Below are 15891 nucleotides of genomic sequence, written 5' to 3'. Positions count from 1 at the left end.
ATATTTTTAAAACAATATTATTTGCGAGCACACATCATTTCAGCTTCGCAAACCAAATTACCATCAACGGTGGCAACACCATGGAATAATGCAATACCTCGGCGCTCTTTAATATATTCAACATCAAGTATAATCTGATCACCTGGCACAACAGGCCGTTTAAAACGTGCTTTATCAATTGAAGCAAAATAATAAAGTTGCCCTGGTGATAGTTCTTCGATGCTTTTAAATGCCAATATACCTGTCGCTTGTGCCATGGCTTCTAAAATTAATACACCAGGAAAAACTGGTTTATTCGGGAAATGTCCCTGAAAGAAAGGTTCATTAACGGTGACATTTTTTATTGCCTTTAATGTTTTACCTTTTTCATAACTAATCACGCGATCGACCATCAAAAAAGGATAACGATGCGGTAATAAACTAATGATTTCTTCAATATCAAGGGTATTAAGTTCGGTAGTCAAAATAGCTATCCTTATATATTACTGTAAACTTTATACATTATAACTGAGGATAGCTATTTCACTCAAGAATGATTTAAGCACTGCAATCTATTTTATTGAAAACGTTAATAATATGTTAAAATAAATTTATTGCATAAATGATTGGTAAACGCTATATAATAGTATATAAAATATTATATAATAAAAAATTATTAGCCAGATTTTCAACTAGGAGAATTAAAAATGAAATCATTGATAAAAATAACATTACTAAGTAGTGCAATCATGTTAGCTTTAGCTGGATGTAATGAAAAAAATAAATTTGAAAATAAACATTTACCAGTAACTAGTCAAAGCACTACAAGTAATACTGCATTTTCAACTGATGCTCAAAAAGAAGCTTATGCATTAGGTTCTTCATTTGCTACCTATTTGAAAGGAAATCTAGAAAACGAACAAATTAACATTGATACTGATTATGTAGTTAATGGGTTTAACGAGACATTTCGCGGTGAATCTCGATTAACGAAAGATGAAATCCAATCAATTCTGGCGCAATTTGGTCAACGTCTTCAACAAGAAGCAACTGCACGTTTTGAAAAACAAAAAGCAGAAAATACAGCTAATGGTGAAAAATTTCGTACAAACTTTGCCAAACAACAGGGGGTAAAAAAAACCAAGTCTGGCCTACTTTATCAGATTGTTAAAGATGGTTCTGGCCCTCACCCAACTGCTGACGACACCGTTATTGTTCACTACACAGGTACACTAATTGATGGACGTAAATTCGATAGCTCTTATGACCGTGGTGAAACAGCAAAATTTCCACTTAATACTGTAATCAAAGGTTGGGTAGAAGGAATTCAACTCGTTGGTGTCGGTGGAAAAATTAAATTAGTTGTCCCACCAGAATTAGCTTATGGTGATCAAAATATCCCTGGTCTAGGCGATAAAACTGGTATTCAACCTGCTTCTACATTAGTTTTTGAAGTTGAACTCATTGGCATTGAGAATCAAAATACAAAATCATCTCAATCAACAAAATCAGCTAAATAATTTTGATTAGCTCACTTACCTATACGTTTGTTGTTACGGGTCCTGCCTATGGGACCCAATCCGCTTATTGTGCATATCAATTTGCACAAGCATTACTAACAAACACAATGCATAAAATTAAAAATATCTTCTTTTATGCAGATGGTATATATAATGGGAATCGGTTTACTGAGCCCGCTAATGATGAGTTTGATTTAGTTAAGGCATGGCAGGAACTAGCAAGCAAATATTCTATTACGTTAACAATTTGTGTCGCTGCAGCGCAACGGCGTGGCGTCATCGAAAGTAATCTTGCCGATCACTTTGAGTTAACAGGTCTTGGTGAATTAAGCGAATCCATTGCAACGACGGATAGAACGATTCAATTTTAAAATTAAGGCACTCAAATGAAAAAAGTGGCGATTATTATTAGCGCTCCCCCTCATGGAAATGCCAAAGGTCGAGAGGCACTCGATCTTGCTTTAGCTATGTCAGATATTAATCAGGTATCAGTATTTTTTATTGGCGATGGAGTGTTTCATCTGCTACCGGATCAAAAACCGCAGCAAATTTTAATGCGTGACTATATTGCCACATTTAACATGCTTGAACTTTATGATATTGATGATGTGTATGTATGTGAAGACTCACTTAAAATTAGAAATATTAACAAAATGACTCGAAATATTCCTAGCAAAATGATTACCCCCCAAGCAATAGCTCAATTATTAACCATTCAAGATGTAATTTTACGGCTTTAATTTAAAACTAAAGCTTATCTTTATGATATATAATATTTCTCTCTTAGTAAAAACTCCAGACAGAAATATAAAAGAGTGCTAATAATTTTAAGTAAGGTTCATATAATCCATTTAATTGAATTATATGGATAAATATATGGATGCAATAAATAATCCACCCTATTTTCAACAATATTGCTTTAACAGAGCGGATTATTATCGTGCTAAGTAATGGCTAATTTATTTCGATTAATTAGACTAACTTTTTCATTTCATCTGCAATTTTTTCTGCTTGTTGACCAACCACAATTTGTATACCTGTTTTACCTAATTTAATTACAGCCATTGCACCTAAAGCTTTAGCAGCTTGTTCATCAATAAGATCTGAGTCCTTCACACTTAAACGTAAGCGCGTAATACAAGAATCAATATTGGTTAGATTTTCTTTGCCACCCACAATATTTAAATATTGTTCAGCAAGCTTAGTTGTATCACCAACAATTTGTTTTTTCTGGGTTTGTTCAGTTGATGAAACCGTAGTATCTTCATCTTCGCGACCTGGTGTTTTAAGATTGAATTTTACAATCACAAAGCGAAACACTATATAGTAAACCACAAAAAATACTAGACCTTGAAGAATTAGCATATACCAATGCACAGCAAGTGGATTGCGGCTTGAAAGCAACATATCAACTAATCCGGCACTAAAACCAAATCCAGCAATCCATTGCATGGCAGCTGCGATGTAAAGTGAAATACCTGCTAAAATAGCATGTAAAAAATAAAGTGCAGGTGCAACAAACATAAAAGCAAACTCTAATGGTTCTGTTACACCAGTGAAAAATGCAGCAAATGAAGAGGCTAACATGATTGAAGCAGTTTTATCTTTATTACCTTTTTTAGCGGTATGGTACATTGCTAATGCAGCTCCAGGTAAACCAAACATCATAACAGGAAAAAATCCAGCTTGGTAACGACCAGTAATTCCCACTGTTGCTAATCCATCTTCAATTGATTTTTGCCCACCTAGGAAATTAGGAATATCATTAATACCTGCAACATCAAACCAAAATACTGAGTTTAAAGCATGGTGTAAACCGACAGGAATAAGTAAACGATTAAAGAATCCATAAATACCAGAACCTACTGAACCCAGCTCTTTAATATATTTACCAAAAGAAACTAATGCATCATAAATAGATGGCCAGATAAAATATAAAACAGCAGAAACCAATAGCATAACTATCGATACGATAATAGGTACTAGCCTTTTACCACTAAAAAATGCTAATGCTTTATGTAATTCAACAGAGCTAAATCGGTTATATAACTCAGCTGAAATAATACCAACCAGTATTCCTACAAACTGATTATCAATCTTTTGAAATGCAGGAGAAATATGTAATTGCCAATCACCAATACTGGTATCAATACCATTAAATAATGCAATAGAATTAGGTGAAAGCAGCGTGGTTACGACTAGAAAACCGACTAATCCTGCTAACGCAGCAGAACCATCTTTATCTTTAGACATCCCATAAGCAACCCCAACAGCAAAAAGTATTGGCATTTTTTCAATAATTGCACCACCAGACTTAATTAAAAAAGCAGCAACAATACTATTTTGCCCCCAACCATTAGGATCTATCCAATACCCAATACCAAGCAGTATTGCAGCAGCAGGTAAAACTGCGACAGGCACCATGAGAGAGCGCCCAATACGTTGCAAATAAGCTAAAATTCCCATAAATTTAACCTCATATATTTATTTGAATTATATCTAATATCGTTTTTTTATTAAACATTTTAGATATAAGTAAATGGACGATTATATTTCATCTTATATTATTTTACTTCGCAAATTAATTATTCATTTTATGTGATTTTAATCACGATTTTTTTTGATTATTTATTTTAATATAGTAATATTAAGCAAACATTTTTTACTTTAGAAAAAAAGAAGTTATTTAATTATATCAGATGAAGGAGTATTTCATGAGGTTAATTCCTTTACAAAATGCCAAAGAAGTGGGGGCTTGGGTTGCTGAGCGTATTGTTAATAAAATTAATCAATTTAATCCAACAGCAGATCGTCCATTTTTATTAGGTTTACCGACAGGAAGTTCACCTCTAGTTATGTATCAGCAATTAATTAAACATTATAGAGCTGGTAATGTTAGTTTTAAACATGTAGTGACTTTTAATATGGATGAATATGTTGGGATTCCAGAAGATCACCCTCAAAGTTATCACACATTTATGTACGAAAATTTCTTTAATCATATTGATATTGATAAAAACAACATCCATATATTAAATGGCAATGCTCCAAATATTGATGAAGAATGCCGTCAATATGAAGCTAAGATCAGAGCTTATGGCAAAATCAATATTTTCGTTGGGGGTGTTGGGCAAGATGGGCATATTGCTTTTAATGAACCAGGCTCATCTCTTTGTTCTCGTACTCGTATTAAAACGTTAACAGAAGATACTCGTATTGCAAATTCTCGTTTCTTTGATAATGATGTAAATCAAGTTCCAAAACATGCACTGACTATTGGTGTTGCAACTTTAATGGATGCACAGGAAGTCATTTTATTAGTTTGTGGTCATAACAAGAGCTTAGCTCTTCAAGCTGGTGTTGAAGGCTCTATTAATCACCTTTGGACAGTAACTGCGCTTCAAATGCATCCAACATCAATTATTGTTTGTGATGAACCAAGTACGGATGATCTTAAAGTAAAAACGTTAAAATATTTTAAACAAATGGAAGCTGATAATCTTAAAGTAACCATTTTATAAAGGATAAATCAATGTACGCATTAATAAATTGTCGTATTTATACTGGTTATGAGATTCTTGAAAATCACGCGGTTATTATTGACGGCGATAAGATTGCAAAAATCTGTAAACAAAACGAATTACCTTCAGATATCACTATTGAAAATTTACAAGGCGCAATGCTTTCTCCAGGTTTTATTGATATTCAAGTCAATGGTTGTGGAGGTGTACAATTCAATGAGACGCTCGATGCATTAAGTGTTGAAACATTAGAAGCAATGCAGGCAACAAACCTTATTTATGGCTGTACTAGCTATTTGCCTACATTAATTACCTCAACTGATGAATTTATGATAAAAGCTGTTAAGGTTATGCGTGAATATTTAGCCACACATCCAAATCAGGCCTTAGGTTTGCATCTGGAAGGACCTTATATTAGCCCTGAAAAGAAAGGCATTCATGACGAAAACATCATTCGTCAACCTTCTCAAAAAATGATTGATTTTCTTTGCGAAAACGCAGATGTAATAAAAATTATCACGTTAGCACCAGAACGAGTTGAAAGTCATATTATCAAACAACTAGTAAATGCAGGTATTCATGTATCGGTTGGTCATTCTAATGCACATTATGATGATTGTCGTCGTGGATTTAATGATGGTATCCGTTTGGGGACTCACCTATTTAATGCAATGCCTTATATTTCTGGGCGTGAACCAGGTGTAGTTGGAGCAATTTATGACGAACCAGAAGTTTATGTGGGCGTTATTGCTGATGGTCAGCATGTTAGTTGGGCAAATATTCGTAATAGCCACAAAATTAAACAAGATCGTTTGATTTTAATTACCGATGCAATGCTACTTGCTGGATCCAATTTAGAGTCAGGAGTGTTTGCAGGTAAAACTATTTATTATAAAGATGGGCGATGCGTTGATAAAAATGGCACATTAGGTGGTTCGTCCTTAACCATGATTGAAGCTGTAAAAAATGTAGTTGAATATGTTGGGATCGCCTTAGATGAAGCATTAAGAATGGCAACTCTTTACCCAGCCAAAGCAATTGGTGTTGATAAAAAACTTGGAACCATAAGTGAAGGGAAAATTGCCAACCTTGTTGTATTTCGTCACGATTTTACAATCGTTGAAACGGTTGTTAATGGAAAAATGAGTCATTAGAATGTAAGGATAATTAATGAAAATTTTGAGATAAAGTATGTCATTTAATTATCTACACTTAGTCGGAAATGCTGAACTTATCAAACAGCTAAATTATGCTATGATTTATCGTTTGATTGTTCAGCAAGCTCCGATTTCTCGTATCCAGCTTGCTGAAATAAGCCAATTAGCACCAGCCAGTATCACAAAAATCACCCGACAGCTGATTAAAAATGAACTAATTAAAGAAGTCAATACTCAACAATCGACCGGTGGTCGACCTGCGGTATCAATACAAGCTAAATTCAGTCATTATCAAGCGATTGGCATTCAATTAAGTCGTTCTCATGTAACCATTGAACTTTATGATCTTGGAGCTAACAGCTTAGCATTAGAAATCCATCCGCTTACTACCTTTGAACAGAAGCTTGCACAGGAATATTTAATTGGATTAATTGAACAATTTATTCAAAAAAAGGGGAAACAAATTAAGCATCTTGTTGCTATCTCGGTTGTGCTTCCTGGTTTGATTGATTCAGTGCGTGGTATCATTCGTTATATGCCCCATATTCAAGTTAACGCATGGTATTTAGCTGAAATATTACAAAAGCAGTTTAATGTTTCTATATTTCTTGGTAATGATATTCAAAGTTTAGCATTAGCTGAAAGTTATTTCGGCTCGACACAAGGTGTTGATGACTCGATTTTAATAAGAGTTCATCGTGGTGTAGGCTCAGGCGTTATTGTTAATCAACAACTGCTAACTAATCATAATCAAAGCGCTTGTGAAGTCGGACACATTCAAGTCGATCCATTAGGTGAACGTTGCCATTGTGGTAACTTTGGTTGTTTAGAAAACCGCGTAGTCAATAAAGCCATTGAACACCGAGGTAGGCTAATGATTAAGCAAGGCTATGTATCCAAATTAACAGTTGAGCACTGTGACATTAATCATATCTGCCGACATGCAAATCAAGGAGATGCATTAGCTATAAAACTGATCAAAGATGCGGGTGAAAACCTTGGTAGAGCGATTGCAATTATGGTTAACATCTTCAATCCTCAACGAATCGTGCTAGCAGGAGAACTCACTAAATCGCCAGAAATACTATTAAATGCGGTAACTAGTTCATTAAACACTCAAAGCTTGGAAGAACTACGCAAAAACCTTACCATTACTTGCTCATCACTTAACGATAGATCAGCGATTGGTGCATTTGCACTAGTGCAGCAAGCTTTATTTAATGGATCATTATTAATGGCATTATTGGACGATAAAGAACAGTAGTTTATTAGAATAAAAATACAGCCCGATAAATCGAGCTTTTTTATTCTAATTTACGCTAAAATATGCAACATTCTACGTAATGGTTCTGCCGCCCCCCATAATAATTGATCACCAACAGTAAAAGCAGAAAGGTAATCTTTGCCCATATTCAATTTACGTAAGCGCCCAACAGGTGTTGTTAAAGTACCTGTTACTGCTGCAGGGGTAAGTTCACGCATCGAAAGATTACGATCATTCGGCACAACTTTTACCCAATCATTATGAGCAGCAAGCAGCTTTTCAATTTCAGAGACGCTAATATCTTTTTTCAATTTAATAGTAAAAGCTTGGCTATGACAACGTAGTGCTCCAATACGAACACAAAGTCCATCAACCGGAATAATTTGACTGGTACCTAAAATTTTATTGGTTTCTGCCTGCCCTTTCCATTCTTCTTTGCTTTGACCATTATCAAGCGCCTTATCAATCCAAGGAATTAAACTTCCTGCTAATGGCACACCGAAATTATCAGTTGGTAAACTACCATCACGCATTTTTTGGGTCACTTTTCTCTCAATATCTAAAATAGAAGAATGAGGATCTTGTAGTTCTTTGGCAACCTCTGCGTTTAATACTCCCATTTGGGTAAGTAACTCTCGCATATGACGAGCACCACCGCCCGAGGCGGCTTGATAAGTTGAAACAGAGATCCACTCAATTAAGTTTTCAGAAAATAAACCACCGAGTGACATTAACATTAAACTCACCGTACAGTTGCCACCCACGAAAGTTTTGATGCCTTTATTTATCGCTTCATGAATATTAGCTTTATTGACTGGGTCAAGAACGATAATGGCATCATTTTCCATTCGTAGTGTTGATGCTGCATCTATCCAATACCCTTGCCATCCCGTCGCACGTAATTTTTTATAGACTACGGAGGTATAATCCCCACCTTGGCAAGTAACTATAATATCTAATGCTTTTAAGGCATCAATATTATTAGCATTTTGTAATATTCCTACTTTACCACTAAATGTAGGAGCGGCCTGACCCGCTTGAGAAGTAGAAAAAAAGATAGGGTTAATATGATCAAAATCATGTTCTTCAATCATACGTTGCATAAGAACCGAGCCTACCATTCCACGCCAACCAACAAAACCAACATTTTTCATAATGTATTTCCAAAAGTAGAGGTTATATGAAGAGATATTTTCTATTAAAGCAAAATATCACCATAAAACAAGTTAGATAAGAATTATTTTTGTTGATAAGAAAATGATAACGTGGCGTTATATAATTTTAGATTTTCATCTTTAATGCATTATTTAATGCATTAAAATTGCGATTATAGTTAGCAATCCATGAATTATGGAATAAGCAAAATTAAGGAAATATGATCCTATCATGACAATCAAATTTTTTGGGGGGGGAGGGTAAATGAACCAGAAAGATCGACTCGATTTATTATCAGCTCTAATAGTTTACAAACCAGGCAATAAAGATTCCTGCTCTAAAATAGGTTTTTATTTAAAATTGGTCGGCGAGAGAGGATTCGAACCTCCGACCCACTGGTCCCAAACCAGTTGCGCTACCAAGCTGCGCTACTCGCCGTTAGATACCATTTACGCTATGCATAAATAAAATGGGGTGGCTAATGGGACTCGAACCCACGACAACTGGAATCACAATCCAGGGCTCTACCAACTGAGCTATAGCCACCGTAGAAGTAGGACGAAATATTACGCATAAAAAATAATATTGTCCAGAAGATTTTTTAAAAAACTTACTAATTGATTATATAAAAACCGGTTAAACATTTAGCTAGCCATCATGTTTTTTATAAATCAAGGTTTATGTGACATTATATTAATAGGTTATTTATCGATTACTTTCGTCCTGTTATTCACAATCCCTCTTTAAATGATTAATTGAAGCTTCCACTTTATTATGAATAATGCTTTGATTATTCGATTTTTACTTATAATACTCGGCAATGTTGCACCCATTCTATTTTTTATAACATTATACGCCTTGTAAGCATCAATTTTTTGATATCATTTATCAAGATAGTACTATAGCGGTAGCTAATGATAAAGAGATTAGTTTTGTACAATCAAAAATGGGAGAGCTTCACCTTTCACTAATTTAATTAGCTACTATCATACTATTTGTTATTCTATTTTTTAGTAGTAATGTTAAAAGATGAAAAAATTAACAATTTATTTAATTATATTTTATTATAAATTAAGTAAGTTTTAAATGATGTGATTTTACAATGGCTATATAATGATTTTATCGTTTATAGCTAATAGGCTTATTTATAAAAACGTTATTTAATTGAATTTTATATTAAATTTAGATTAAACCTGCGGTTTGCAGCAAACTCCTTTACATTATTAAATAGTAAATAAAATAACCAGTAACAGCTCAAAATATGTAATATTTTAGTAAAGTTACCTGACTTTTTTTTTATTATTGTAATAATATAAATACTTAAAATTAAATAATAATGGCGATTATGATAAATATTTTATTAATTGATGATGATATTGAACTATCACAGATGCTTAGTGAATATTTGACCAACGAAGGTTTTAATATCAAAAGTGTTTATTTGGGTAAAGACGGTATTGATGCAGCGTTATCGGGTAAATATCGTGCAGCAATTTTAGATGTAATGTTACCTGATATTAATGGTATTGATGTTCTTAAGAGTATCCGTCAGAACTGTAATATGCCAGTTATTATGTTAACGGCTAAAGGTGATAATATTGATCGCGTTTTAGGATTAGAATTAGGAGCTGATGATTATATTCCGAAGCCATGTTATCCTCGTGAATTATTAGCCAGATTACGTGCGGTTCTACGTCGCTTTGATGAGCGCTCAGTGGAAACAGTTGATGATAAAAAATATCATTTTAATGGTTTAACACTAGATCTTCCTCAACGGTTATGTACTTGGAATGGGCAAGTTATTGATTTAACTTCTACCGAGTTTAATTTGCTAGTATTACTTGTAAAACACAGCGAGCGAGTAGTTACTAAAGAAGAACTGTCTGAAATCGGATTAGGTAGAGCTAGGGAACTCTATGATCGTAGTGTTGATGTGCATATCAGTAATATTCGCCAAAAATTACACCAAGTTGCACAAAATATCGTGACCATAGAAACTATTAGGGCAGTTGGTTATCGTATCCGTTAATGCAATAGTAGAGTTGATATGAATCGTCGATTATTTTGGAAAATACTCGTTATCTTTTGGACTATTTTCTATCTTACTTTCCAATTGACTTGGATTGCGTTTTCTTATTATATCGAAAATAAAAATCAACGATTTCTCAATCATATGCCAACAAAAGTTGATATGATTGCTCAGTTATTACATGTAGCTGGGGAAGATGAAACACTTAATTTTGTAGCACATTTGCCTGAACGCGAACGAATGTTACTTTCAATAAAGTTGATCTCTCCTCAGAATGACCAAGTTAATATCATCACAGATGAATTAGAACCACCAACGTATATTTACCAACGTACGGCAATTGCCCCCGATGGTACAATTTACGCTGTTTCGTTTAAAGAAGATAAAGATAAAGACGATCATGTTAAAAAAGCGCTATTTAATATGCCGATGCCAATTGTGTTAATGGGGGTCTGTGTAGGGCTTGTTTTCAGTCTCTTTTTAGCATGGAACTTGACCAGACCTATGCGACTATTAAGGCAAGGTTTTTTCCGAGTATCTCAAGGCGATCTTACTGTCAGATTATTTAATAAATTGAAACCTCGTCGCGATGAGCTTAGTGAGCTAGGCAAGGATTTTGACATGATGGTTGAACAACTTAACATCTTAATATCAGATCGCCAGGCACTCCTTCATGATGTATCTCATGAACTTAGAACACCACTAGCTCGGTTACAATTAGCGATTGGTCTTGCGCAGCAAAATAAGCAAAATATTGATACAGCTTTAGAAAGAATAGAGTTAGAGTCACAACGATTAGATCAATTAATTGGCGAAATTTTAAATTATTCTCGCGCTGAAATGAATAATCGAACTGACGAGTATTTTGATTTAAAAGACCTAATCCGTGTTGTAATTAATGATGCCAATTATGAAGCTAATCATCAATCAATTCATGTTCACTCTGTATTGTCACCAGTCGCCCATTCTATTGTTAAGGGGAATTCAGAGCAAATTCGTCGAGCAATTGAAAACATTATCCGGAATGCTATCCGCTTTTCTAGACCTGGGCAAACTGTAGAAGTATCGTTAAAAGAAGTAGGCAAGTATTTACAAATTGAAGTTAAAGATCGCGGTCCAGGTGTTGAACAGAGTAAGCTATCAAGCATTTTCGAACCTTTTGTGAGAATTCAATCACCACAATTAGGAAAAGGTTATGGTTTGGGGCTTGCGATTGCTAGAAAGACGGTTATCATGCATAACGGTACCATTCAAGCCACTAATCGTGATGACGGCGGGCTAATCGTAACAATATGCTTACCTTATTGGCGTAAGCTTTAGCTTTATAAAAAACAGTTAATAAAATATTAGTAGCAGTCATTATTGACAGTTAATACGTACTCTTTAACTAGTTTTTCTAGCTCAATTTTATCATGACCTATAAAATCTAAAACTTGTGTAATTGTGTTTGGATAGTGTTCTAATATTGCCTTATATTCTGCAATATACTGGCTAGCAATAGGTTTATATGACCAATGCCATTCTTCTGGCTGATACCCACCTTTTCGTCCTTCATTGAAGGCTTGGCAAAAACCATACTTGGGCATGTTTTCTTGAAGCCATTTATATAGAATAATGCCTTTTGGATCATATTGAAAATATTCCGATGAAACACTGGTAATATCAATATCAGTTCCCCAATGATGACGAGAAGTTCCCGGCATTGATGAGTATTGTAAAATTTCTTTAGCAATTTTTTGTGGGTCACTTAACTTTGGTAATAATGCATTCCATTTACGCTGCCAAATCGAATTTTGATACATGTAATTACGTGTTGCACTAACTACAATAAAAGGAATGTTTGGGTAGGATTTTCGAAAGTCATGATAGGCTTTAATTAACTGCTGTGTAGCTTCTTTTTGGAGATACATCCCCTTTTTATTTACCTCTAACACTGTTGAATCCAGTGAGATAAAATTATCATCCTTTTTTTCGTCAAATTGCCCAAGCAATTTAGTTAATGGAATTGTTTGTGCCATAGCTGTAGTTGAGCATAAAAGTAAGGTTAGCATTTGGGTTAATTTGAATTTTTTTTTCAATTTTGCTGATCGTTTTTTCATTCTAAATATTAGTTATATTCTATTAGCCAGATTTTGTGAAAAACAGTATAATCCTTTCCCTAAAAATTGAAATAGCCATAATGTGTAAAAACGAGGCCACATGTTAATATCATCTACATCAAATATATCTACTAATTGCTCAAACTTAACAAACACAATGAATCCTAATACAACCAATCTCAATATAAATAAACTAACAAACGAAAAAATAAATTTATTGAATTATACTCGCCAGCAATTACGTGAATTTTTTATTTCATTAGGCGAAAAACCATTTAGAGCAGATCAAGTAATGAAATGGATCTACCATTTTGGTATTGATAACTTCGATCAAATGACAGATATTAATAAAAAGTTACGTGAACAATTAAAAACACTAGCTGAGATCAAAGCCCCTAAAATTGCTATAGAGCAGCGCTCATCTGATGGCACTATCAAATGGGCGCTTGATGTAGGTAATAACCAGATGATTGAGTCTGTTTATATCCCCGAGCGCGATCGCGCTACACTATGTGTTTCCTCGCAAGTAGGGTGTGCACTTGAATGCAAATTTTGTTCAACTGCTCAGCAAGGTTTTAATCGTAACTTAACCGTTTCTGAAATTATTGGGCAAGTATGGCGTGCCTCAAACGCGATCGGAGTTACAGGTAAATTGGTTGATAGACCTATCACTAACGTAGTAATGATGGGCATGGGCGAGCCATTACTTAATTTATCAAATGTCGTCCCAGCAATGGAAATCATGTTAGATGATTTTGGTTATGGTCTTTCCAAAAGGCGCGTTACGCTCTCGACCTCAGGCGTAGTGCCAGCATTAGATAAACTCGCCGGTATGATTGACGTGGCACTAGCCATTTCGCTTCATGCTCCTAATGATGTTATTCGTAGCGAAATCATGCCGATTAATCAAAAATATAATATGTCCATGCTACGCGATTCGATTCTGCGATACCTTTCAACATCCAATGCTAACCATGGTAAAGTCACTATCGAATATGTACTTCTTAATCAAATAAATGACAGTGTTGAGCATGCTCATGAGCTTGCAGTATTCTTAAAAAATGTACCAAGTAAAATTAATTTAATTCCTTGGAACCCATTCCCTGGTGCACCTTATTCAAGATGTTCAAATACACGAATTGATCGCTTTATGAAAACATTAATGGGGTGTGGATTTACTGTGATAGTCCGTAAAACACGTGGTGATGATATCGATGCTGCATGTGGTCAATTGGCGGGAGAAGTAGTTGATCGCACTAAAAGAACACTATACAAAAGGCAAAGCCTTGCTCAGCAAACAGAATAAACAAATACACATAAAAACTTAGAAAGGGAAAATTAATGAAAAAGTTTGTAATATTATTAGCTTATTTTGCTATATTAACTTTATTTGGATGTCAAATGAAAAATAATGAAGAATTTGACCCAGAAGTAGCAGCATTAGCAAGAATGAGATTAGGACTAGGTTATTTGGCTAAAGCGGATGAATCAGAAGAAAATATTAAAGCCGCACATTATAATTTTAAATTAGCAGCACAATATTCCCCTAATAATCCTCAGGTAATGTTAGCCATGGCAATGTTTGATCAGCACGTTGGCGAATTCCAAGAAGCTGAACAGATTTATAAACGCATTACCTTAATGGAACCAGGCAATGCTTTATATCACGTTCATTATGGTTCTTTCTTATGTGGTAGGGATCGTTATCAAAAAGCAAAACAGCAATTTGAACAAAGCATTGCGCTTGATCACCATCACTGGAAAGCCGACACTTATGAACAATATGGCTATTGTGCAATACAAAATGATGATCAAGAAACAGCTAATTTAATGTTCAGGCAACTTTTTCAATATGATGCTAGTCGTCGAGACAACGTCATAAAAACAGCTAAGCTTTATCAAAGTAAAGGTGATAAGAAGATAGCTAATTATTTATTTTCAATAACAAAAAGTAAATAATTATTAAAGAGTAATAAATTTTTTATAATTATAAGCAAGAGTATATGTCATGAGTTTTTTGGCTATTTTGTTATTAGCACTGGCAATGTCCACCGATGCCTTTGCTGTGGCTTTGTGCCGAGGGGTTTCACTTAAATCAATGCCATTTATAAGTGCGCTAAAAATCGGACTTTTATTTGGTTTTGTTGAAGCTATTACTCCTTTACTTGGCTGGTTAGTTGGCTACATTGCCCTTCAATATATTGAACAATGGGATCATTGGGTTGTATTTGCTGTCATGCTATTTTTAGGAATTAATATGATATATAACAGCCAGAAACAGTCGGATGGAAATTGCCAAGAAGATGAATTAACATCATCAAAAAAATCTTTTCTAACGCTAATTTTTACAGCAATTTCAACCAGTATAGATGCATTTGCCGTTGGTGTTGGCTTAGCATTAGCAAGTGTTAATATCTTTTTTTCTGCATCAATGATTGGACTAGCTACCTGTACAATGGTTACTATTGGGTTATTATTGGGTAATAAAATTGGCTGTTTAATTGGTAAACGGGCTGAGCTTTTTGGTGGATTAGTGCTTATCTCTATTGGGTTAATCACACTTTATCAACATATGACAATTTAGTATTTTAAATAAAAAAATATTTTTATATAGCTAAGTTTCGAATGTTTTATAAATCGGTATATTCTATCTATGTAACTATCCCCAAAAATAGTACAGCAAAAAAGTAGAAAATTCTCTATGATAAAAGAAAAGGGGATTTAATTATGAAAAAAATGACTGAACATCAAATCGTCGCTATTTTAAAAGAAGCTGAAGCAGGTATTCCGGTTAAAGAACTGTGCCGTAAATATGGCATGGGTAATTCAACTTTCTATAAATGGCGAGAAAAATATGGCGGAATGGAAACTTCGGATATCAAACGCTTAAAGGAGCTGGAGGCTGAAAATCGCAAGCTTAAGCAGATGTTTGCCGAACTGAGCTTAAAATCCCAGCTTCAGGAAGAAATCATAAAAAAGCTTTAGTGCCCACAAAGGCACGTAAAACGTGGGCACAGCAACTACAACAAAATCATTCAGTTACTATTACTATGAGTTGTGCCATTGTTGGCTTAAGCCGTTGTGCTTACTATTATAAACCTAAGTTACCGGATGATTCAGTGATTATTTCGGTGTTGAATGCTATCACGGAAAGGCATTTACGCTGG

Annotated in this window: 17 protein-coding genes and 2 tRNA genes; 13 read left to right on the top strand and 6 right to left on the bottom strand. The window is 34.5% G+C overall.

Annotation, left to right across the window (positions count from 1 at the left end; all coding sequences use genetic code 11):
• Positions 1-17 precede the first annotated feature (17 nt).
• Positions 18-464, bottom strand: a complete 447-nt coding sequence (gene fabZ, locus A9G34_RS02885) for a 3-hydroxyacyl-ACP dehydratase FabZ (protein ID WP_034947282.1) — start codon at positions 462-464, stop codon at positions 18-20.
• A 222-nt stretch (positions 465-686) separates the two neighbouring features.
• On the opposite strand from fabZ, the gene fkpA reads away from it, so the two are divergent.
• Genes fkpA through tusC form a run of 3 tightly spaced genes read left to right on the top strand, consistent with a single transcriptional unit; the run spans position 687 to position 2239 of the window.
• Positions 687-1499: an FKBP-type peptidyl-prolyl cis-trans isomerase gene (fkpA, locus tag A9G34_RS02880; RefSeq protein ID WP_065568816.1), complete on the top strand. Its 813-nt coding sequence runs from the start codon at positions 687-689 to the stop codon at positions 1497-1499.
• Positions 1499-1870, top strand: coding sequence for a sulfurtransferase complex subunit TusD (tusD, locus tag A9G34_RS02875; RefSeq protein WP_141670321.1), 372 nt, complete (start codon positions 1499-1501; stop codon positions 1868-1870). The genes fkpA and tusD overlap by 1 nt, the downstream gene beginning before the upstream one ends.
• A 15-nt stretch (positions 1871-1885) precedes the next feature.
• A complete protein-coding gene (gene tusC, locus A9G34_RS02870; RefSeq protein ID WP_034947288.1) occupies positions 1886-2239 on the top strand; it encodes a sulfurtransferase complex subunit TusC in 354 nt (117 codons plus the stop codon).
• A gap of 232 nt (positions 2240-2471) precedes the next feature.
• On the opposite strand, the gene nagE is transcribed toward tusC, so the two are convergent.
• Positions 2472-3965 (bottom strand): N-acetylglucosamine-specific PTS transporter subunit IIBC, encoded by a 1494-nt coding sequence (nagE, locus tag A9G34_RS02865; protein WP_065568815.1) that lies wholly within the window; start codon positions 3963-3965, stop codon positions 2472-2474.
• Between the two features lie 248 nt (positions 3966-4213).
• Between nagE and nagB the strand changes: the two genes are divergently transcribed.
• From nagB to A9G34_RS02850, 3 genes are read left to right on the top strand one after another with little or no spacing between them, the layout of a single operon-like run.
• A complete protein-coding gene (gene nagB / locus A9G34_RS02860; protein WP_065568814.1) occupies positions 4214-5020 on the top strand; it encodes a glucosamine-6-phosphate deaminase in 807 nt (268 codons plus the stop codon).
• Between the two features lie 11 nt (positions 5021-5031).
• Positions 5032-6174: an N-acetylglucosamine-6-phosphate deacetylase gene (nagA, locus tag A9G34_RS02855; RefSeq protein ID WP_065568813.1), complete on the top strand. Its 1143-nt coding sequence runs from the start codon at positions 5032-5034 to the stop codon at positions 6172-6174.
• A 37-nt stretch (positions 6175-6211) separates the two neighbouring features.
• Positions 6212-7441: an ROK family protein gene (locus A9G34_RS02850; RefSeq protein WP_065568812.1), complete on the top strand. Its 1230-nt coding sequence runs from the start codon at positions 6212-6214 to the stop codon at positions 7439-7441.
• Positions 7442-7491: 50 nt separating this feature from the next.
• Here A9G34_RS02850 and asd read toward each other — a convergent pair whose 3' ends face one another.
• The 3 genes from asd to A9G34_RS02835 form a co-directional block, all read right to left on the bottom strand.
• Entirely contained in the window at positions 7492-8595 is a 1104-nt protein-coding gene (gene asd / locus A9G34_RS02845; RefSeq protein WP_065568811.1) for an aspartate-semialdehyde dehydrogenase, read from the bottom strand.
• A gap of 362 nt (positions 8596-8957) precedes the next feature.
• Positions 8958-9034, bottom strand: a tRNA-Pro gene (locus A9G34_RS02840).
• Positions 9035-9066: 32 nt separating this feature from the next.
• A tRNA-His gene (locus tag A9G34_RS02835) sits at positions 9067-9142 on the bottom strand.
• Between the two features lie 802 nt (positions 9143-9944).
• On the opposite strand from A9G34_RS02835, the gene A9G34_RS02830 reads away from it, so the two are divergent.
• Positions 9945-10625 (top strand): response regulator transcription factor, encoded by a 681-nt coding sequence (locus A9G34_RS02830; RefSeq protein WP_034947655.1) that lies wholly within the window; start codon positions 9945-9947, stop codon positions 10623-10625.
• A gap of 18 nt (positions 10626-10643) precedes the next feature.
• Positions 10644-11945 carry an ATP-binding protein gene (locus A9G34_RS02825; protein WP_034947306.1) on the top strand — a complete coding sequence of 434 codons (1302 nt, stop codon included), beginning with the start codon at positions 10644-10646 and terminating at the stop codon, positions 11943-11945.
• A gap of 26 nt (positions 11946-11971) precedes the next feature.
• Here the strand turns inward: A9G34_RS02825 and A9G34_RS02820 are convergent, their stop codons facing one another.
• Positions 11972-12703, bottom strand: coding sequence for a M15 family metallopeptidase (locus tag A9G34_RS02820; RefSeq protein ID WP_162174527.1), 732 nt, complete (start codon positions 12701-12703; stop codon positions 11972-11974).
• 178 nt (positions 12704-12881) lie between these two features.
• Here A9G34_RS02820 and A9G34_RS02815 point away from each other — a divergent pair, with 178 nt between their 5' ends.
• The 5 genes from A9G34_RS02815 to A9G34_RS02795 form a co-directional block, all read left to right on the top strand.
• Positions 12882-14030, top strand: coding sequence for a bifunctional tRNA (adenosine(37)-C2)-methyltransferase TrmG/ribosomal RNA large subunit methyltransferase RlmN (locus tag A9G34_RS02815; protein WP_141670322.1), 1149 nt, complete (start codon positions 12882-12884; stop codon positions 14028-14030).
• A 35-nt stretch (positions 14031-14065) separates the two neighbouring features.
• Positions 14066-14683 carry a tetratricopeptide repeat protein gene (locus tag A9G34_RS02810; RefSeq protein ID WP_065568810.1) on the top strand — a complete coding sequence of 206 codons (618 nt, stop codon included), beginning with the start codon at positions 14066-14068 and terminating at the stop codon, positions 14681-14683.
• A 49-nt stretch (positions 14684-14732) separates the two neighbouring features.
• Positions 14733-15308 carry a manganese efflux pump MntP gene (locus A9G34_RS02805; RefSeq protein ID WP_034947312.1) on the top strand — a complete coding sequence of 192 codons (576 nt, stop codon included), beginning with the start codon at positions 14733-14735 and terminating at the stop codon, positions 15306-15308.
• Between the two features lie 143 nt (positions 15309-15451).
• Positions 15452-15709 carry a transposase gene (locus A9G34_RS02800; RefSeq protein ID WP_034909955.1) on the top strand — a complete coding sequence of 86 codons (258 nt, stop codon included), beginning with the start codon at positions 15452-15454 and terminating at the stop codon, positions 15707-15709.
• Positions 15709-15891 (top strand): hypothetical protein (locus A9G34_RS02795; protein ID WP_442902679.1); only part of this gene is annotated, 183 nt, incomplete at its 3' end. The genes A9G34_RS02800 and A9G34_RS02795, both read left to right, overlap by 1 nt.

This window comes from Gilliamella sp. Choc4-2 (assembly GCF_001690355.1).
Taxonomy (GTDB): domain Bacteria; phylum Pseudomonadota; class Gammaproteobacteria; order Enterobacterales; family Orbaceae; genus Gilliamella; species Gilliamella apicola_A.
The sequence above is the reverse complement of the archived record's forward strand: the minus strand, read 5'-3'. Positions and strand labels throughout refer to the sequence as shown.